Source organism: Aeromonas sp. FDAARGOS 1405, assembly GCF_019048265.1.
Taxonomy (GTDB): Bacteria; Pseudomonadota; Gammaproteobacteria; order Enterobacterales; family Aeromonadaceae; genus Aeromonas; species Aeromonas veronii_A.
The window spans coordinates 4,380,104-4,400,035 of sequence record NZ_CP077311.1; the positions used below are offsets into that span (position 1 = coordinate 4,380,104).

Below are 19,932 nucleotides of genomic sequence, written 5' to 3' on the forward strand. Positions count from 1 at the left end.
ATCACAAGGGCTGGCAAAAAGGCGCCTTTGAGGCGCCTCTTTATATTTCGTGATCTTGCTCCCATCCTGGCTGACAGCGCCCTCACTACCAGACCACCATCAGCGCAGCGTCCCCCTCAACGCAGGGAGGTCAACAGCCACTCGGCAAACTCCCCCAGCTCGCTCTGCTGCTGCGGAAAGGCCGCCAGCCAGGGCTGCAGGCGCGCGGCGACAGCGTCCGGTCGATAGCCGCAACCCGCCAGTTCGGCCGCCAGCAGATCAAACGGGGCCGGCTCCAGAGTATCGCTAAAGAGCTGTGCCCGGGTGATGACCCCCTTCTCCACATCAAAGTGCAGCTCCACCCCGCCCCAGCTGAACCGCTCTTCCAGCAGATGGCTGAACGCCGGAGCATGGCCATAGTTCCACTCCCAACTGCGCTGGCGGGCGAAGGTCTCGGCAAAGCCCGGCAGATCCGGCATCTGCTCCGGGGAGATATGCTCGGGCTCAACTCGCGCGCCGTAATGGTGGAAGAAGGCCTCCTGCAGCGCCTCGCTCACCTGTTGATGGTCGATCCCCGGCAGCAGCTCGCACAAATTGGCCACCCGGCTGCGCACCGAGGTGATCCCCTTGGCCGCCAGCTTCTTGGGGTCGGGGTTGAGGTAGTTGGCAAGACGGCCGAGGTCGGCGTCCAGCAGCAGGGTGCCGTGGTGAAATCCGCGATCCAGGGTCTCCCTGTAAGCCGAACCCGATACCTTGCGCTCCCCGTCCGGGGTCGCCACCAGCAAGTCGTTGCGACCGGAGGCAAAGGCCTCAATCCCCAATCGCTTGAGCCCGTCCAGCACGATGGCGGTGGAGACGCTCTTGTCATACTCCGGCTTGCCCGCCATGAAGGTGAAGCAGCTGTTGCCAAGGTCGTGGAACACGGCGCCACCCCCACTGCTGCGACGCGCCAGGGTGACCCCGTCTTCTTCCATGCGGCGGGTGTTGCACTCCTTCCACGGGTTCTGGGCACGCCCAATCACCACGGTATTGGCGTTGCGCCAGAGGAACAGCACCCGCTGGCCGGGGTCCATCTGGCGGAAGATGCACTCCTCAACGGCCAGATTGAACAGGGGATCGTGAGAGTCGGAGACAAGCAGACGCAAGCGGGACATAAAAAGACCTTATCCGGAACTGGGGGCAGCATGATAACACTGACGGGGTACCATCACTGAGCCATCGCACATTAACCGATGCGCAGCAGCCGCGATACATTTGCGTCACACCTGACCGCCCCATAAAAGTATCTATTGATATAACGACACAGCCTGACGTGCAACCACCGAGGAATCGCGGTTAAGCCGCAATCGAAACAATAAAAACGGGAGAAAATGGCTAGAATGCGACCACAGAGATAAGCCATATGGATCTCTTATTAATCACCTGGCTTGCGAGAAACAGCATGTATATATCCAGTGTGATGAATGACAACAAAATGACTACCCAACCCACCGATGCCTCGTTGCAGAGACTTGTTCTCCCCTTGCAGGTTACAAAGAAGTGCTTGAGTCCAGCTTAGAATCTGCTGCTGTTTCACCACGACCGCGACCATGGTCCGTTCTAACGCGCAGCGAGGCACGAGAGGTAAGGTTGATCGCTCCCCAAAAGTGGAGTTCACCCGATAATCGCGCCAATCACGGCAATGCGCGACACCACAGCCCCGGCCCTGCGGGCTGTGTGGCTAGTGCAGAGACATCAACAGACCCTGGACACAGCTCCCGAGAGAAACATTGTATGACGGAGAACGCAGCCCCTCGCCAGCACCTCAGCTGGTTTCTGCCAATGCTGGTCGGTATGGTTATCGCCACTCTGACTTCAATCCCCGTGCGAGCCCGGGAGCAAGTCATCGTCCAGTTGCCATGGCAACACCAGTTCCAGTTTGCTGGTTACTATGCGGCCATCGCCAAGGGGTTTTATCGGGAGGCCGGTCTGCAAGTGACCCTGCGCGAAGCGGATTCCCGCACCGATGTGGTCAGCGAGGTGATCTCGGGAAAGGCCCATTTTGGCATCAGCGGCAGTGATCTGCTGCTGGATCGGGCAGCCGGTCGTCCGGTAGTGGTGCTCGCCGCACTGCTGCAGCACTCGCCTCTGGTTCTGCTCACGCGGGATCGGCCAGATATTCGCAACCCGGCCGATCTGGCCAACAAGCGACTGATGCTGGAGCCAGGCTCCAACGAGCTGCTGACCTACCTTTCCCACCAGACCCGCAGCCGCGACTGGGTCACCCTCCCCTACAAAGAGGGGATACAAGCACTGCTGGCGGGCAAGGTGGATGCCATCAGCGCCTACAGCACTACCGAGCCCTTCTATCTGCAACAAAAAGGGATCCCCTATCGGGTCTTCAGTCCGCGCACCATCGACTTCGACTTCTACGGCGACAACCTGTTTACCTCCGAGCGGGAGCTGATCACCCGACAGGATCGGGTATACGCCTTCCAGCAGGCCAGCCTCAAGGGGTGGCGCTATGCAATGGAACACCCCGAAGAGATGATCAACCTGATCATGGCGCTGTATCCCAACGCTGCAAGTCGTGAACAGCTTGAGTTCGAGGCCCGCGAAACCAGAGAATTGATGCAACCGGACCTTATCGAACCCGGGTATATGCAACAGGAGCGCTGGCAGCAGATCGCCAAAACCTATCTGGAGGCAGGCATGCTCACGGTATTGCCAAACCTCGACCGCTTTATCTACGACCCCACGCAGGAGCGGCTGCGCCAGCAACGGCAACTGCTCGACAAGAGCGTGGCGGTGGCCATGCTTATCACCTTTACCCTGATGACCCTGCTCGGCATCTTCTTGCACCTCTACCTGCGCCTGCGTCAGGAGGCGCTGGATCGCCAACGGCTAACCCGCGAGCTAGCCCAGAGTGAGCAACACTACCGCTTCGTAGCGGAGAACAGCGCCGATGTGATCTGGACCATGGATGCCGCCAGCTTGCGCTTTCGCTATATCAGTCCGGCCATCGCCTCCCTGAGCGGCTACGAGGCCCCAGAGCTGTTTGCCCTGCCCCTCAAACAGCTGCTGCCGGATGCTTCAAGACAACTGCTGCGCGAAGAGATCTCTGCCACCCTGGAAGCATGGTTACGGGGAGAGCATGACCAGACCCGCCGCGTCATTCGCACCCAGTTGCGCCACAAGGACGGCCATCTGGTAGCGACCGAGACCATTACTACCCTTCATGGTAACCACAAGACCCAACCGGAGGCGATCCTCGGGGTCACCCGGGATATCACCGAGCGGGCGGCGCGGGAGGAGATGATGCGCCGCCTCGCCTTCTATGACTCCCTCACTGGCCTACCCAATCGCCGCTTGCTGCAACAACGACTCAAGGAGCTGCTGGAGCAGGAGACGCCTCGTCCATTGGCTGTGATGTTTATCGATCTCGATCACTTCAAGCCGATAAACGATACCTTCGGCCATGAAACCGGGGATATCTTGCTCAATCTGGTGGCCGAGCGGATGAGCCACTGCGTGCGCAAACAGGACCTGGTAGCACGGCTGGGGGGCGACGAGTTCGTTATCTTGCTGCCGGAGACTGGCGACGAAGTGCTGGCGGTGGCCGACAAGCTGCACCAGCAGTTGCGCCATCCATTCCAACTGGAGGAGCAGAAGCTGCTTATCTCCAGCAGTATCGGGCTGGCGCTCTATCCCGAGCACGGGGAGGATGCCAAAACCCTGATGCACCACGCCGATCAGGCTATGTATCAGGCGAAGCATCGCGGCCGCGGCCGGGTCTGCCTCTTTACCCCGGGCCTTGATCCGGAACAGGGTGCCCTGCAGTGGCAACCCGGCCACGAATGCGGTCACCCGCGTATCGATGCCGAGCATCGTCAGCTGTTCGTGCTGACCAATCGGCTGCTGGAGCGGATGAAAGCTCAGCACGACAACCCTGCTCCGTTTTTGGATAGTCTTGAGAGACTGTTAGAGATGGCCCGCCATCACTTCGCTTTTGAAGAGCAGATGCTGGTGGAGATCGACTATCGGGAACTCGCCAGTCACCGTCAGGATCACCTGCGCCTGCTCAACAAGGCAAGCCAGTTGCTCCTCGCCGCCAAAGCGGGGACGCTGGGCAACGACGAGCTGCTCAACTTCATCATTCAGGAGCTGGTGGTCGGACACATGAGTCAGGCGGATCGTCGTTACTTCCCCCAGTTCAGACCAGAACGCTGCTTGCCTATTGCGGAAGGGACCGCCTAGTCTCCCCGCAGGGCGACCACGGGATCGAGGCGTACCGCCCGCAAGGCGGGAGCGACCCCGGCCAGCAGGCCAACCAGAGCGCTGCAACCGAGCGCCAGCAGCAGATAGAGAGGATGGAGGGTGAGCGGCAAGCCGGCCGCCAGCAGGGTGAGCAGCAGCTTGAGCCCGCCGAGCAGGGCCAGTCCCATGGCCCCGCCCAGCAGCGCCAGCACCACGGCTTCGAGTAGGAACAGCAATAGAATACGCCGCCGCGGACAGCCCAGCGCCATCAGCAGACCCACCTCGGGGATCCGCTCCTGCTGGGCGATGCTCATGATGCTGAAGATGCCGACCGCCCCGATCAGCAGCGAGATAATGCCGAGCCCGCCAACCGCCAGCTTGATGATAGAGAGGATCTTGTCGAGGCTGGTCAGCATGTCCTGCTGGGAGGTGAGGGTGAAATCCTCGGCGCCGTGGCGGGCGATCAGCACCCGCCGGATCTGGGCTGTAATGTCGGCCTCCGTCTGCCCGGCGCGATAGATGACATCGATCTCCTGCAACCCCTCCTTGTTGAACAGCGCCTGGGCGTGAGCGGCGGGCAGATAGATCATGTCGTCCAGATCAAAGCCGAGAAATTGCCCTTTGGGGGCCAATACCCCGGCCACCCGAAAACGGCGATCACCGGCGCGCAGCAGACTGCCAGGCGCATCGCCGCCGGGAAACAGCTCTGCTGCCACCTTGGCACCCAGCACCGCATAGGCACGGGGCATGGCACTGTCATCCGCGGGCAGAAAACGTCCCTGCACCAGGGTGAGCCGCCAGCCTGAGAGCGCAGCCGGACCTGTGCCCAGAATGGCGGTGCTGCGGGTCAATCCGCGGCTGCGCACCTCCCCCTGCCCCTGCACCACCGGCAGCGCCGCCTCTACCCCTGCCAATCTGGCGAGGGCATCGGCATCCTCCAGCAGCAGGGGACGGCTGCTGGAGAGGATGCCGGGCGGGCCGCCGGCGGTTTCGGTCTTGCCCGGGGTTACGGCGATCAGCCGGGTACCAAATTGGGAGAAGCTGTCGAGCAGATAGAGCCTGAGCCCCTCGCCGATGCCGGTGAGCAGGGTCACAGAGGCGATCCCGATGGCAATGCCGAGCGCCGACAGCAGGCTGCGACTGCGCCCCGCCAGCAAGGCGCGCCAGAGCCAGAACAGCAGATCGGCGGCGCGCATCAGCCACCGCTCCACTGCCCGCTGCGCAGGCTACTGACCGGATCTTGCCGTGCCGCCCGGGAGGCGGGCAGCCAGCTAAAAAACAGCCCGGTCAGCAGGGCCGCCGGTATGGTGCAGAAAGTAGCAAGCAGAGGAACCGCCGCCGGAAATCCGGGCCAAATCACTCCGGCGAGGGCAACCAGGGCATAGCCCAACACAGTGCCAAACAGCGCGCCACTGCCGCTCAGCAGCAGCGCCTCCCACAAAAACAGCTGGCGGATCTGGCGGCTGTCGGCCCCCAGCGCCTTGAGCAGGCCGATCTCGCCGGTGCGCTGGCGGGTGCTGATCAGCGCCAGATTCATCATCATGATGCCCGAGACCAGCAAGCTGATGGCACCGATGCCGGCAACTGCCAGGGTGAGAGTCGAGAGAATGGTGGAGAAGGTGGCCAGCATGGCGTCACGGCGCACCACGGTCACATCGAGCACCCCGTGGCGCCCCTGCATCAGCTGCTCCAGTCGCGTGACCAGCGGGGGCACGGCTTGCCCCGCCAGCGGCTGGATCAGCAGCCGAAACAGCCCCTCGGTGTTGAACAGCCGCATGGCGCTACCGACCGGGATCAGCGCCGCCTCGGCCATATCCATCCCCAGATTGCTGCTCTGGCTGGTGAAGACCCCTACCACCCGAAAGCGGCGATTGTCAAAACGCAGCCACTGGCCGACCGGATCGACCTGACCGAACAGCTCACGGGCCACCTTGGCCCCGAGCAGGACGGCCGGGCGATCCGCTGCGGCATCCCCCGGCAGCCAGCGGCCGGAGAGCAGCTCCAGCCCGTGGGTATCACGCAGCCCGTTGCTGCTGCCAAGCAGCATGGTCTGGCGCAGCCGCGCCCCCTGCTTGGCCTCGGCAAAGCCCATCACCAGCGGCACCAGCCGCACGTTTGGCTGGTGCTGGCCAAGGTAGTGCATATCATCGAGAGTGATCTGCCGCAGACTGTTTCCGGTGACCGGCGGCAGCCCGCCGGTGGTCTCCTTGCGGCCCGGGAACATCACCAGCAGATCCTTGCCAAGGGAACTGAACTGGTCGGCCACATAGCGCCTCGCCCCCTCTCCCAGCGCGGTGAGCAGCAGCACCGAGGTGACGCTCAGACTCACCGCCAGGATCAAGACCAGCGCCCGTGAACGCTGACGCAACAAGGCCACGGCGGCAAAGCGGATCACATCGGGGCGCCGCATTCAGCCACCGCCGCTATCAATGTTGATGCGGCCATCGTTCATCAGGATCCGCCTGCCCGCCCGATCACCGAGGCGCGAGTCGTGGGTTACCACCACAAGCGTGATCCCCTGCTCCCGGTTGAGCTCCTCCAGCAGGGTAATCACCTCCTCCCCGGAGCGGGAGTCGAGATTGCCGGTGGGCTCGTCGGCAAGGATCAGCCGCGGCGCCATTGCCATGGCCCGGGCGATGGCTACCCGCTGACGCTGACCGCCGGAAAGCTCGGCAGGGCGGTGTCCGGCCCGGTTCTCCAGCCCCAGCTCCCCCAGTAACTGCTGGCTGCGGCGATGGCGCTCGGCGGGGGCGATCCCGCACAGCATCAGCGGCAGCTCGACGTTTTCACGGGCGGTGAGGCGGGAGATGAGGTGAAACGACTGGAACACAAAACCGATGCGATGGCCGCGCAGCTGGGCCAACGCCGGCTCTGACAGGGTGGCGGTATCCTCCCCTCCCAGCCAGTAACGCCCCTCATCGGGCCGATCCAGCAGCCCCAGCACATTGAGCAGGGTCGATTTGCCGGAGCCCGAGGGGCCCATCACCGCCAGATACTCCCCCTCGGCAACCCGCAGGGAAACGCGATCGAGGGCGGCCACTTCGCTCCCCCCCAGAGTGAAACGACGGCTGACGGCATCAAGGCGAATGAGATCACTCATCCGCCTGCTCCATGGCGGCGCTGAAAGGGCCCTCCCCGACAATCTGTCCGGGCTGGGCGGCCAGCCGATCACCGGCGGCGAGCCCCTCGGCGACTTCAATCCAGTTCCAGTTCTCCACGCCCCAACGGGGCACCACCCGCACCAGCTTATCCCCTTCCAGCCGCAGCACACTGCCATCGTCGGCCCGGCTGCTGGCCGCTACCCGCAGCACATCGGTGGCGCGGGTCACCTCAACCTCAAGGTCGGCACTGTAGCCGATAAGCAGGGGTACATCGGTGGGCACAGCGGTGAGCGCCGCCTCCACCTCCACGGTGCGGGCCTGCTTCTCCAGCTCCTTCACATAGGGGGCGATGCGGGTGACGGTGGCGGCAAAATCGCGCCCGGGCATAGCATCGAGCAGTACCCGGGCAGACTGGCCCACCTTGAGGCGGGCGGCATCCACCTCATCGATGGGGGCTGAGACATACAGACAGCGATCGTCGATGAGATCGATCACCGGAGGCATGGCCACGCCGGGCGGTGAGGGGGTCATGTATTCGCCCAGCTTGCTGTTGACCTCCGCCACCACTCCGGCAAACGGCGCCAGCAGGCGGCGCTCGCTCAAGCGAGCCTCCACCTGGGCGACCTGCGCCTCGTCAACCCGCTCCTGCTGACGGGATGCCTGACAGACATAGCGGCGGGTATCGGCCAGATTCTGGGCCTGCTCGGCGAGGGTGCGGGAGGTGAGGTTTTTGGCCAGCAAGGTGGCCAGCCGGTTGGCCTCCCGCTCGTAGTAGGCCGCCTCGCTGCAACGCTCCTCGCGCTGGGTCTTGCCAAGGGCCTGCTGGGCGCGGGCCCGGGCGAGATCGGCGTGAATATCGTCGCTCCAGAGGGTCAGCAGCAGATCTCCCTGCGCAACTCTCTCCCCAGCCTTGGCAGAGATCTGCTCCACCACGCCGCCACCGGGCAGACTGAGCCCGGCCCGCTGGCACGACTTGATGGTGCCAGCCCGGGTGTTGACCACAGTGACCAGCACATCCCCCCGCCCAACCTCTGCCAGCCTGATCGGCGTCGGCTGCGGTCGCCACCACCATGCTGCCGCAGCCACCGCTAGCACGGCGCCACTTCCCCACCACAACCAACCTCTCTTCATCGCGCATCCTTTCGCTAGTGACTCCCGTCATGAGCGTCGGGAGAGCAGGGCATAATAGAGCAAGGGTATCACCACCAGGGTGAGCAAAGTGGAGACCAGGATCCCGAAAATCAGGCTGATGGCCAGTCCGTTGAAGATGGGATCATCGAGGATAAACAAAGCCCCGATCATCGCCGCCAGCGCCGTCAGCATGATGGGTTTGGCCCGCACCTGCGCCGCTTCGATCACCGCCTGCTCGAACGCCACTCCGGCGCTGCGCTGCTGCTCGATAAAGTCCACCAGCAGGATGCTGTTGCGTACGATGATCCCGGCCAAGGCGATCATCCCGATCATCGAGGTAGCGGTAAACTGGGCCCCCAACAGGGCGTGGCCCGGCATCACCCCTATGATGGTGAGCGGAATCGGGGCCATGATGATGAGTGGCACCAGATAGGAGTGGAACTGGGCCACCACCAGCAGATAGATGAGGATCATCCCCACCCCGTAGGCGATGCCCATATCGCGGAAGGTCTCGTAGGTGATCTTCCACTCCCCGTCCCACAACAGCGCCACCTCTCCTAGTTTATCCGGCTGCTGTACGTAATATTGGGGCAGGTCGATATCGGCACCGGCGGCAAACATGCCGTAGAGCGGGCTGTCGGTGTGGCCACCCATGTCGGCCACCACCATCACCATGGGCTGCATGTTCTTGTGCATGATATAGCTGGGGGCCACCTCATCACGGCGACTCACCAGCTCGGAGACCCGCACCAGCTGACCGCTCTGGCTGCGCACCTTGAGGGCCAGCACAGCCGCCAGATCCCGTTTGTCACCGGGGGCCAGTTCGATGCGGATCGGCACCGGATACTTGGCGCCGTGACCCTGCAGCCAGCTGGCATCCTGATAACCCACCCCGCCATTGAGGGTGTTCACCAGATCCCCGAGATCGACCCCGAGCAGGGCCGCCTTGCTGCGATCCACCACCAGCCGCCACTTGGGCTGCGAGTCGGTCAGATAGATATCCACGTCCACCAGATCCGCCGTGGCCACAAAACGGGCCTGTACGGCGCGAGCGGCCGCTTCACGGGCGGCCTGAGTCGGGCCATAGACCTCGGCAACGATGGGGGACCAGACCGGCGGGCCGGGCGGCACCTCAACGACTTTCAGGTTACCCCCTGCCGCACTGGCGATGGCCTGCAGCGGCTCCCGAACCGACTGGGCAATCTGGTGACTGCTGCGATCCCGTTCATGCTTGTCCACCAGATTGACCTGAATATCCCCCACGTTGGCGCCACTGCGGATAAAGTAGTGGCGCACCAGCCCGTTGAAATTGATGGGGGCCGCGGTGCCGGCGTAGATCTGGTAATCCTTCACCTCAGGCACCTTGGCAAGCTCTCGTCCGACCGCCAGCAGGGTGCGCTCGGTCTGCTCCAGGGTCGCCCCCTCCGGCATATCGAGCACCAGCTGAAATTCAGATTTGTTGTCAAAGGGAAGCATCTTGAGCACCACCCACTGCACCACCGGCATGGCGGTGGCCGCCCCGATCAGCAGCAACACCGCCAGCCAGAGCTTGCGTCTGGCCTTCTTGGCGCCATCACCGATCAGAAAAGGGGTCATCAGCCGGTGAAAGAGACCAGCCTTGGCCTCGCCGTGGGCACCGTGCACCTCACCCTTGAGCAAATGGCTCGCCAGCCAGGGGGAGAAGATAAAGGCCACCAGCAGGGAGATAAGCATCCCCATGCTGGCATTGATGGGGATGGGGCTCATGTAAGGGCCCATCAGCCCGCTGACAAAGGCCATCGGCAGCAGGGCCGCGATGACGGTCAGGGTCGCCAGTATGGTCGGCCCCCCCACCTCGTCCACCGCCCCCGGAATAAGCTCCTTGAGCGCCCCCTTGCCCAAACCGCGATGGCGGTGGATGTTCTCCACCACGACTATGGCGTCATCCACCAAGATGCCGATGGAGAAGATCAGCGCGAACAGCGACACCCGGTTGAGGGTAAAGCCCCACGCCCAGCTGGCAAACAGGGTCAGCGCCAGGGTGATAACGATGGCAACGCCCACTACCAGCGCCTCGCGCCAACCCATGCTCACCAGCACCAGCAGCACCACCGCCGTGGTGGCAAAAATCAGCTTGCCGATCAGGGTGTTGGATTTGGTCTCGGCGGTAACGCCGTAGTCCCGGGTCACCGTCACCTCGACCCCAGCAGGGATGAGCCGGTTCTGCAAACTCTCGACCCGCGCCTCCACCCGCTTGGCCACCTCGACCGCGTTCTGGCCCGGCTGCTTGCCGATGGCCAGGGTCACCGCCGGATAACTGGCCTGCCCCAGCCCCATCCAGCTGCGTTTGGTCGGGGTCTCCTGACCCAGATAGACCTTGGCCACCTCCCCCAGATAGACCGGCTTGCCGTCGTGCAGCCCCACCACCAGCTCTCTAGCCTCCTGCTCACTTTGCAGGAACTGCCCCACCTGCACCTTAATCTCACTGTTGTTCTGCTCGATAGCCTGTGTGGTGCCTACCTGATTGGCGGCCGCCAGTCGCTGGCTCAGATCGCCCCAGCTGATGCCGTGGGCGCTGAGGGCCGCCGGATCCGGCATCACCCGCAACACGGCACTCTGGCTGCCCAGCGTGTAAATATCGCGGGTACCGGGAATGCGCTTGAGTTCGGTCTCCAGCTCATGGGCGACCCGGGTCAGCTCGGGGGCCCCCAGTTGCTTGCTCCCCTCTTTGCTCCATAAGGTCAGACTGACGATGGGGACATCATCGATCCCCCGGGGTTTTACCAGTGGCTGACCGACTCCGATCCCCTGTGGCAGCCAATCGCGGTTGGAGTCGAGCTGGTTGTTGAGATCGACGATGGCCTGCTCGCGGCTTACCCCCACCTTGAACACCACCACCAGCAGGGCGCCATCGGGTTGGGAAAAAGAGTAGAGGGTATCAATTCCCTTTATCTGGGAGACCACCTGCTCGGCAGGGGTGGTGACGAGAGAGGCCACTTCAGCCGGGCTGGCTCCCGGGAAGGGAATATAGACATCGGCGAAGGTGACATCGATCTGCGGCTCCTCCTCCTTGGGGGTCACCAGCACAGCAAACAGACCGAGCAGCAACCCCACCAGCGCCAGCAACGGGGTGATGGCCGAGCCCTGAAACAGCGCAGCCAGCCGACCGGCAGGCCCCAGCCTCTCCTTGTTGCCGTTCTGCTCGCTACTCATGGGCCACCTCCTGCTGCTGCGCCCAGGCATCGGGAGCCAGCTTGTCACCGGCTTGCAGCCCGGCCAGGATCTCGCACTGCCCTTCAAAGCAATGGCCGACCCGCACCGGCGTCAGGGCCCAGCCAGCGGGCTGTTGCAGATAGACGCCGTTGAACTCCCCTTGCCGCAGCAGGGCGCGATCCGGCACCTGCAACACCTGACGTTCACCCTGTTTGAGCTGCACCTTGAGCCACATGCCGGGCAATACCCCGGCGGTTTGCGGCGGCAAGTCGAGGCGCAACCTGAAGGCGTGGCTCTGGCTGTCGGCATAGTTGAAGCGGGTCAATTTGACCGGGGTAACAGACTTGCCATCGGGCAGCAGCACCTGCACATCCGCAGGCTCACGAGCCAGCGTCAGGGCGGATTGGGGTAACTCCACCTCCACCCGCAAGGTGTCGAGAGAGAAGCCGGAGAGCAGCGGGGTACCGGGGGCGACAGTCTCCCCCAACTCCACCAGCCGTTTGGTCACAACTCCGGCGTAGGGAGCCAGAATGCGGGTATAACCGTAGGCCTCGCGGGCCTGAGTGAGAGCTGCATCGGCAGCATTGACCTCGGCGCGGGCGGCGCGATCCGTCGCCTGGGCATTGTCGAGCTGGGCGCGGGTGATCACCCCCTTGGCAATCAGCGCCTGAAAGCGGGCGAGCTGGCGCTCGGCTTCCACTTGCTGAGCCTGCGCCCGCGCCAGCCGCGCCTCGGCCCCCGTGACGGCGGCAAACTGCTCCTTGCCGCTGATCTCCAGCAGCGGCTGCCCCGCCTGCACCTGATCGTTCACATCCACCAGCATGCGGGAGACCCGGCCGCTGGTCTGGGCTGCCACCGTCCCCTGATTGATGGCACTGACGGTGCCATCCAGGGTGAGCCAGTCGGTCACCTGACGAGGGGCAAGGGTCAGGGCTGCATCGCCATTCACCTCGGCAGACCATGTTATCGGAGAGACAAGAGCGGAGGTCACGGCCAGCATGGTGGCCCCCAGCAAGCGGATCTGTTCCATGATATTCCTCCTTCCCCGACACCAGGGGCAATACATTCAGGCAGAGCGGGGGTGGCAGCGCTTATCCCGCACCTTCACCCAAACCCGATCAACAAGCAAAATCCCGACCACCATGGCCACTATAAACAACAGTATCATGGGCTGGCCGCTGGAAATGAGACTCAAGGCGGGCCCCGGACAGATGCCCACCAATCCCCAGCCGATACCGAACAGCGCAGCACCACCGACCAGATTGCGTTCCAGCTTTGGGGCAGGTACTGCCGCGATGGGCTCACCCAGCACGCTCTGGCGACGGGGTTTCACCAGCAGAAAGTAACCCGGCATAAAGACCAGCAGAGCCCCTCCCATCACGAAGGCGAGGCTGGGATCCCAGGCGCCAGCCAGATCGAGAAAACCGGTGACCCGAGCGGGATCCACCATGCCGGAGATGGCCATCCCCAGCCCGAACAGCAGGCCCGCGAACAAACTTGTCAGCAATTTCATGGCAATCAGCCTCTTACAACAGATGATGAGTGACGAAGACGGTGATAAAGCCTGCCGCCATAAAGGTCAGGGTAGCGACAATGGATCGCAGGGAGAGCCGCCCCATGCCGCAGATGCCGTGGCCACTGGTGCAGCCATTGCCAAGACGGGTGCCGATGCCGACCAGCAGACCGGCCAGCAACACTACCGGCCAACCGGGCAAGGTGGTGAATGCAGGCATGGTGGCCCAGCCCAGGGTCAGCGCCAACCAGGCGCCCGCCCCCAGCCCCAGCAGAAACAGCACCCGCCACGGCGCACGGTGTTGCAGCGCACCGGCCAGAATGCCGCTGATCCCGGCAACCCGGCCGTTGAACAACATCAGGATCAGGGCCGACAGCCCCGCCAGCATGCCGCCGCCCAAAGAGAGCAGCCATTGGCTTTCCATCATCAAGATTCCTTATTTTCCGAGTGACAAAAATGGGTTTGCAGCGCTCCCAGCACATCGGCGGCCGCCTCGCTCACCAGCGAGTAGTAGATCTGCTGGGAGACCTTGCGCGAACGGATAAGGCCGTAGCGCTTCAATACCGACAGTTGCTGGGAGAAGGCCGACTGGCCCAGCTGGCTGTGGGCCAGCAATTCCCCGACTCCCTTCTCCCCCTCCACCAGTTGGCAGAGCACCAGCAGGCGTTCAGGGTGAGCCAACGCCTTGAGCAGGGAGGCGGCGGCTGTCGCATGTCTGTTCATCTCGTCGAATTGGCTCATAGAAGTAAATTAGCAATTGCTGATATTTGTTCTATTGTATAAAACAACACTAAATTAGCAATATCTAAAATACATGGGGAGAAAGACCATGACAGTAGATAACGGAGTCAGAATCGTCGCGGGTTGTATGTTGCTGCTCTCGCTGATCCTTACCACCTGGGTGCATCCGGGCTCTGTCTGGCTAAGCGTCTTTGTCGGGGTCAACCTGATCCAGAGTGCGTTCACTGGGTTCTGCCCGGCAGCCCTGATCCTGAAGCGCTTGGGGCTGAAGTAACAGGTCGCGCAAGACAGGGGAACTCCTGCTATCGGGCATAGGTTCTGCTAGCGGGGCGTCATCGCGCAGCGATGGCTATCGTCGCTCCGTGATGCTTATGGAGATAACCAGTCGGCACCATTATTGACAAACTTGTATCTAAATGTTGCTGAAAGGGCGATAAGGCTTTACCTCACCGCTCTGGATGAGTACCATTTTGCCGTTCTTAACACAGCGGAGACCATCAGTGGGCAACTCATCAAGTGACAGTTGTAGACCGACCCTCATCGTCGGTACCAAGGTTGCGAGCTAGCCGCAGGTCTTCTTCTGCCGCAACTCGCAGCCCTGCGAGAAGCGGAAATCCACTCCCCTCTTCTCTTTATTTCACACTTGACGTCAGGTGATCTGGCTTTGCCATGACACCTTGCCTGCATAGTTTCTGCTTCCCACAAGGAGGCTGCTATGCGTTTTATTTCAACTCTGTCCGTATCCAACCGGACTTATCCCCTGCTGAGCAAGCTGGGGCGCGGCATGTTGCCACGCTGGCTGGGCGGCAAACCGCGCCAGCACCACTACCGGCTGCAGATCCGCTGCGAGGATCGTGCAGATATGGAACAGGTGCTGGATATGGTGAACCACACCCTGCAACCGGCCGGGCTACAACCGATGCAATCGATGAAACCGGGTCGCAGCGGCGGGCGTGAGCTGGTACTCAATGTGCACTGCTCTCCACCCCAACGCCGCTATCTGGTGCAGTTTGTCCATCAGGTCGGGGTAGCACATCCGGTACGCTGGGAGCTGCATCCGCGCATCGACACGGCTCCCGAGCTCAACTGACGCACATCCTGCTGCACTAACAACCGTTCAAGGGGCCAGTCACGCTGGCCCCGCTTGTTGCGTCCTCTCCGAGCGTCAGGGCATCTGATGATGCCCGCGCCCCGGAAGCCAAACCCGGGACGCTGCGTTTTTTCCTGCTGGTCATCCGCTCAATCCCACTCTGATCCATCCGCCATCAGGCGTTTCATCATGGATTGTGCCAAGCCAGCCTTCATAAGAAGGAGTACGCCATGAAGATGTGGCAACAACTAGACATGATCTCCCTGCTCGACACTCTGGCCAGCCTGCTGCTCGCCTTTGTGCTCGGCAGTCTGGTCGGGCTGGAGCGCCAGTACCGCCAACGTACCGCGGGCCTTCGCACCAACGTGCTGGTCGCCGTGGGGGCAGCCCTGTTCGTCAGCTTGGCCCAGCGAATCTATGACCTGCACGGCGGCAACTACAACGTGGTCCATGTGGTGGCCTATATTGTCTCCGGCATCGGATTTCTCGGCGCCGGTGTCATCATGCGCGAGTCAGGCAATATCCGCGGCATCAACACCGCCGCCACCCTCTGGGGCGTGGCAGCAGTCGGCGCCGCCTGTGGCGCAGGGCTCGCCATGGAAGCAATCCTGGGCGCGTTATTCGTGCTGGCCGCCAACACCCTGCTGCGACCACTGGTCAACCAGATCAACCGTCGCCCGGTAGACAATCTGGATACTGAAGTCACCTACAAGGTGACTGCCCTGACCCCCCGTGAGCATCAAAAGGAGGTGCTGCACTGGCTCGAAGAGATGCTGGAGCAGGCCAACTATCCCATGAGCGAGCTCGACATCGAGCCATTTGGCGAGAGGGATCTGGAGATCTCGGCAGTGCTGCTGGCTACCTCCATCGATGGTGACGAGCTCGACGCCCTGATGGTGAAACTCGGCATTCATCCCCATATCAAGCAGATATTCTGGCGCGCCAGCACCACGGATTGAGTTGTCGGTCAGAGGAATGGCTCCATCAACCAACGGCAAAAAGCCCCGCCAGCAATGGCGGGGCTTTCTCATATGGATGAGCGAAGAGTGGCTAGCGACGACTGCGCCAGCGCACCTTGGGGGCGATCACCTGGGCAGTCTGCGCAGGGGGATTACCCGCAATCAGTTGCTGCATCAGCTCGAAAGCGGCGTGGGCCAGCGCCGGACAATCCTGCGCAACCGAGTCGATGCGCATAGGAATGCAGTCGAGCAGGTCGTGATCATCGAAGGTACACAGCCGCATGCCCGTCTCCATCAGCCCCGCCTCGTTGAGGTAGCGCAGTACCCCTTCCAGCAGGGTAAAGGAGGCGGTAAAGAGCCCCCTGGGAGGCGCTCCCAGCTCGGCCACCAGCTCAGCCATCAGCTGATAACCGGAGCTCGGCTGGTAGTCGCGATGGCGCACCCGGGCGGCATCGGCTTCAAAACCGGCGCGATGGAGCCCCAGCTCATAGCCCGCCAGCCGGTGACGGCTGGGGGAGAGATCCAGCAGGCCACCGAAGTAGTAGATCTCCTCTCCGCACTCGCTGGTCATGTCCTGCACCAGCTCGGCGGTCGCCTTGCAGGCATCGGAGATAACCATGGGCAGGCGCGACTCGCCAATATGGCGGTCGAGCTGCACCACCGGCAGGCGGTCGTGGATGCGGGCATAGATGTCATCGCTGTGGCCGCTGGAGGCAACTATCAGCCCATCCACCTGACGGCTGATGAGGTTGTCCACCACCCGCTGCTCGAGGGCGGGATCATCTTCGGAGCAGGCGATCAGCAACTGGATGCCCGCCTCCCGGCAGTGGGCCTCAAGGGCGCGGGCGATGCGGGCAAAACCGAAGTTGGTGAGATCGGGGATCACCAACCCCCAGGTGTAGCTGCGGGTCTCGCGCAGGGAGCGGGCATGAAAGCTCGGCAGGTAGTGACACTCCTCCGCCACCGCCTGAATGCGCTTGCGGGTATCGTCGGCAATCCGGTACTCCGCACTCTTCCCGTTGAGCACCAGACTGGCGGTCGCCTTGGACACCCCCGCCAGTTCGGCGATCTGGGCAATCGTGATCCGTTTCTTCTTCTCCACCTGGCCTCCCGGCTGACTAGAACCGGGCTATTGTACTAGGCACGCCGACAGCGGCCAGTGATTGAGGCAAATTTTGCTGCCATCATCGCCGTTACCTGATGAAAGTTGCGGCTTTTCTCCGGGGAAGTAGCGCGCCGACAGGCTGTGTCGCCCCTCATCGATGAAGCACTCCAGACTGGAGCGATCACACAGGATGGTGATCCGCCCGCCAGCCCATGGGCTGCTGCGGGTCTCCCACGCCCCGCTCTGCCAGTTCTGGCGCCGCAAGGTGATGCGCCCCGGCTGCCACACCAGCTCGGCCACGACACCGAACCAGAGGCTCCCCTCACCGCAGAGCTCCAGATCGAGCCAGGCCGAGTCGATGGCCAGCCCCGGAAACTCGCCGAGCGTCCCCTCGAAGCGGGTCAACTCTCCCTTCAATGCCGCAAGCTCCGCCACCGGCCGCTGGCAGAGCCACTCATCCTGCCAGAACAGCTCCCGCGGGCAGCTCATCTGGTGGATCCAGCCGTAAGTGACAGTGGGCTGGCTCATCTCGTTCTCCTCCGGCAACCCCAGCCAGCCGAACAAGAGGCGGCGCCCCTGACTGTCTCGGGTAGTTTGCGGCGCATAGAACTCGAAGCCCCGATCCAGCTCGTGGAAAGCCCCGTGCTCGAAGCGCTCGCCGTCAAAATCGCCCGCCAGCCAGCCGCACTGGTAGAGGTTGCGATAATCCTCGCCTGCTGGGGCAATCCCCTGCGGGCAGCTGATCAGCACATGGCACTCACCTAGCGGGAAGAGATCAGGGCACTCCCACATATAGCCAAACTCGCCCAGCCCCCCGCGCCCGCTACCGGCGATGGGGCCCACCCGCTGCCAGCTTTGCAGGGTCTCGCCGCGATAGAGCAGCACTTCCCCCTTGTCATCCAGAGTGCGAGCCCCCAGTACCATCAGCCACTGCTGGCCGTCGTGCCACACCTTGGGGTCGCGCACATGGCCGCTGTAGCCTTCGGGCAGATCCAGAACGGGCCCCAGCTTCTCGAAGCCCCCCTCACCGTCGGCGCGGGCCAGACACTGATAGGCGGTGCGGCTGCCATCCGGGTATTTGACGTTGCCGGTATAGATGAGGGTCAGACGCCCCTGCTCGTCGCTCACCGCCGAGCCCGAATAGCAGCCGTGGCTCTCATAGGCTTCGGTGGGCAACAGCGCCACCGGCTCGTGCTGCCAATGCAGCAGATCGGTGGAGGTGACATGCCCCCACCCCTTGTTGCAGTGTTCACAGCCAAGCGGATTCCACTGGTAGAAGAGGTGGTAGCGCCCGTCGTGCTCGATAAAGCCGTTGGGATCGTTGAGCAGCCCCACCGGGGCTGCCAGATGCCAGCGGGGCCGATGGGGATCGGCCGCCGCCTTGAGCTGTCCGGCCAGCAGCGACCGGACAATCTGGTTGAGAAGATCGCTTTCCTTCATCACTCCACCTTGTACTTGAGCAGGTAGGAAGCGGCGAAGGCGGCGCCAAAGGCGATCACCAGCCCGATGATGTAGTGAATAAGGCTCATGGGCTGGACGATGGCCATGCCGGGAATACCGGTCAGCCCCACCGCCGTCATCCCCACCTTGGCCGCCACCACGTAGGCGCCGCCGCAGGCCCCGCCAAACAGACCGGCAAGGAAGGGTTTGATATAGCGCAGGTTGACGCCAAAGATGGCCGCTTCCGTGATACCCAGCAGGCAGGACATGGCAGCCGGCACGGTAATGGCCTTGATCTTCACATCACGAGTCTTGAAGTAGACCGCGAGGCAAGCCCCACCCTGTGCCACGTTGGCCATGGCCCAGATGGGCAGCAGGAAGTTGACGCCAATTTGCGGATTCGCCAGCAGCCCCGCCTCGATGGCGTGGAAGCTGTGATGGATGCCGGTGATGACGATAAGCGAGTAAGTGCCGCCAAACACCAGCCCCGCCAACCAGCCCGCCTGCTCATAGAGGGCACTCAGACCGAACGAGATGCCATCCCCCAGCACCCGACCCGCCGGGCCGATAAAGAGCAGCGCCACGAAACCGGTGATGATGACGGTGAGAAACGGCGTGAGGATCAGATCCAGCGCGTCCGGAATGCGCTTGCGCAGCTGTTTCTCCAGATGGGACATAAACCAGACCGCCAAGAGCACCGGGAAGACGGTGCCCTGATAGCCGATCATGGCGACATCGAGCCCGAAGAAATCCATGGTCTTGAAGCCACCGGCCACGCCCCAGGCGTTGGTCAACGCCGGGTGGGTGAGGATGCCGCCAAGGGTCGCCCCGAGGTACGGATTGCCACCAAACTCCCGCGCCGCCGTAAAGCCGATGAGGATCGGCAGTATGATAAAGGCCGCCGAGCTGAACATGTCGAGCATCACAAACAGGGCGCTGTCGGCATTGACCCAACCGTAGGTGCGCACCATGCCGAGCAGCCCCATCAGCAGGCCCGAGGCGACGATGGCCGGAATGATCGGCACGAAGATGTTGGAGAGGGTTCGCGCCAACCGCTGGGCCACGTTGAGCTTGGCCGCCGCCATGTCGGTCAGCTCCGCCTTGCTGGCGGTGCCGGTACCGGTCAGCGCCACAAACTCCGCATAGACCTTGTTGACCAGACCGGTGCCGAAGATCACCTGAATTTGGCCCGCGTTGCTAAAGCACCCCTTGACCCCCTCCAGCTTGTCGATGGCGGCCTTGTTTACCTTGCTGTCATCGGCCAGCACCAGCCGCAGCCGGGTGGCGCAGTGGGCAGCGCTGACGATGTTCTCCTTGCCCCCGAGCAGGGGCACCAGATCCTTGGCTATCGCACTGATATTCATATTCTTCCTCTTATGACCCGCCACGCTGGCGGGCCCTTGTCACATGATAGTAGGGGCTGTCGAGCCGGGCTTCTAGCCGCA

17 protein-coding genes are annotated in these 19,932 nt (G+C 62.8%); 4 read left to right on the top strand and 13 right to left on the bottom strand.

Features of this window, described 5'->3' with window-relative positions; genetic code table 11:
* Nucleotides 1-116: 116 nt before the first annotated feature.
* The gene (locus I6L35_RS20005; RefSeq protein WP_216979145.1) at nt 117-1,133 is read right to left on the bottom strand and encodes a lipoate--protein ligase A; all 1,017 of its coding nucleotides are present in this window, start codon (nt 1,131-1,133) and stop codon (nt 117-119) included.
* Nucleotides 1,134-1,752: 619 nt separating this feature from the next.
* Here I6L35_RS20005 and I6L35_RS20010 point away from each other — a divergent pair.
* Nucleotides 1,753-4,215: a diguanylate cyclase gene (locus I6L35_RS20010; RefSeq protein WP_216979146.1), complete on the top strand. Its 2,463-nt coding sequence runs from the start codon at nt 1,753-1,755 to the stop codon at nt 4,213-4,215.
* Here the strand turns inward: I6L35_RS20010 and I6L35_RS20015 are convergent.
* The 9 genes from I6L35_RS20015 to I6L35_RS20055 are packed head-to-tail and all read right to left on the bottom strand — an operon-like array spanning nt 4,212 to nt 13,893.
* Nucleotides 4,212-5,411 (bottom strand): ABC transporter permease, encoded by a 1,200-nt coding sequence (locus tag I6L35_RS20015; protein WP_042080309.1) that lies wholly within the window; start codon nt 5,409-5,411, stop codon nt 4,212-4,214. The two genes, I6L35_RS20010 and I6L35_RS20015, sit on opposite strands and share 4 nt — an antisense overlap.
* Entirely contained in the window at nt 5,411-6,625 is a 1,215-nt protein-coding gene (locus I6L35_RS20020) for an ABC transporter permease (protein WP_216979147.1), read from the bottom strand. The genes I6L35_RS20015 and I6L35_RS20020 overlap by 1 nt, the downstream gene beginning before the upstream one ends.
* Nucleotides 6,626-7,315, bottom strand: a complete 690-nt coding sequence (locus tag I6L35_RS20025; RefSeq protein WP_216979148.1) for an ABC transporter ATP-binding protein — start codon at nt 7,313-7,315, stop codon at nt 6,626-6,628.
* Complete coding sequence (locus I6L35_RS20030; RefSeq protein WP_216979149.1) at nt 7,308-8,447, bottom strand: efflux RND transporter periplasmic adaptor subunit; 1,140 nt, start codon at nt 8,445-8,447, stop codon at nt 7,308-7,310. The genes I6L35_RS20025 and I6L35_RS20030 overlap by 8 nt, the downstream gene beginning before the upstream one ends.
* A 27-nt stretch (nt 8,448-8,474) precedes the next feature.
* Nucleotides 8,475-11,639, bottom strand: a complete 3,165-nt coding sequence (locus I6L35_RS20035) for an efflux RND transporter permease subunit (RefSeq protein WP_216979150.1) — start codon at nt 11,637-11,639, stop codon at nt 8,475-8,477.
* The gene (locus I6L35_RS20040) at nt 11,632-12,669 is read right to left on the bottom strand and encodes an efflux RND transporter periplasmic adaptor subunit (protein ID WP_216979151.1); all 1,038 of its coding nucleotides are present in this window, start codon (nt 12,667-12,669) and stop codon (nt 11,632-11,634) included. Before I6L35_RS20040 ends, I6L35_RS20035 begins: the two co-directional genes overlap by 8 nt.
* Nucleotides 12,670-12,705: 36 nt before the next feature.
* The gene (locus tag I6L35_RS20045) at nt 12,706-13,152 is read right to left on the bottom strand and encodes a YeeE/YedE family protein (RefSeq protein ID WP_216979152.1); all 447 of its coding nucleotides are present in this window, start codon (nt 13,150-13,152) and stop codon (nt 12,706-12,708) included.
* 13 nt (nt 13,153-13,165) lie between these two features.
* Nucleotides 13,166-13,579, bottom strand: coding sequence for a YeeE/YedE family protein (locus I6L35_RS20050; protein ID WP_064338373.1), 414 nt, complete (start codon nt 13,577-13,579; stop codon nt 13,166-13,168).
* Nucleotides 13,579-13,893 carry a helix-turn-helix transcriptional regulator gene (locus I6L35_RS20055; protein WP_124243227.1) on the bottom strand — a complete coding sequence of 105 codons (315 nt, stop codon included), beginning with the start codon at nt 13,891-13,893 and terminating at the stop codon, nt 13,579-13,581. The genes I6L35_RS20050 and I6L35_RS20055 overlap by 1 nt, the downstream gene beginning before the upstream one ends.
* Nucleotides 13,894-13,981: 88 nt before the next feature.
* On the opposite strand from I6L35_RS20055, the gene I6L35_RS20060 reads away from it, so the two are divergent.
* The 3 genes from I6L35_RS20060 (at nt 13,982) to I6L35_RS20070 (ending at nt 15,942) form a co-directional block, all read left to right on the top strand.
* Nucleotides 13,982-14,167 (top strand): DUF2892 domain-containing protein, encoded by a 186-nt coding sequence (locus I6L35_RS20060; protein WP_216979153.1) that lies wholly within the window; start codon nt 13,982-13,984, stop codon nt 14,165-14,167.
* A 441-nt stretch (nt 14,168-14,608) separates the two neighbouring features.
* On the top strand, nt 14,609-14,983 hold the full coding sequence (locus I6L35_RS20065; RefSeq protein ID WP_216979154.1) for a hypothetical protein: 375 nt from the start codon (nt 14,609-14,611) through the stop codon (nt 14,981-14,983).
* Between the two features lie 230 nt (nt 14,984-15,213).
* Nucleotides 15,214-15,942, top strand: coding sequence for an MgtC/SapB family protein (locus I6L35_RS20070; protein WP_118854062.1), 729 nt, complete (start codon nt 15,214-15,216; stop codon nt 15,940-15,942).
* Nucleotides 15,943-16,033: 91 nt separating this feature from the next.
* Here the strand turns inward: I6L35_RS20070 and I6L35_RS20075 are convergent, their stop codons facing one another.
* Genes I6L35_RS20075 through I6L35_RS20085 form a run of 3 tightly spaced genes read right to left on the bottom strand, consistent with a single transcriptional unit; the run spans nt 16,034 to nt 19,851 of the window.
* Nucleotides 16,034-17,044 (bottom strand): LacI family DNA-binding transcriptional regulator, encoded by a 1,011-nt coding sequence (locus tag I6L35_RS20075; RefSeq protein WP_216979155.1) that lies wholly within the window; start codon nt 17,042-17,044, stop codon nt 16,034-16,036.
* A 27-nt stretch (nt 17,045-17,071) separates the two neighbouring features.
* Complete coding sequence (locus tag I6L35_RS20080; protein ID WP_216979156.1) at nt 17,072-18,487, bottom strand: sucrose-6-phosphate hydrolase; 1,416 nt, start codon at nt 18,485-18,487, stop codon at nt 17,072-17,074.
* Nucleotides 18,487-19,851, bottom strand: coding sequence for a sucrose-specific PTS transporter subunit IIBC (locus tag I6L35_RS20085; RefSeq protein ID WP_042657031.1), 1,365 nt, complete (start codon nt 19,849-19,851; stop codon nt 18,487-18,489). The genes I6L35_RS20080 and I6L35_RS20085 overlap by 1 nt, the downstream gene beginning before the upstream one ends.
* Nucleotides 19,852-19,932 lie beyond the last annotated feature (81 nt).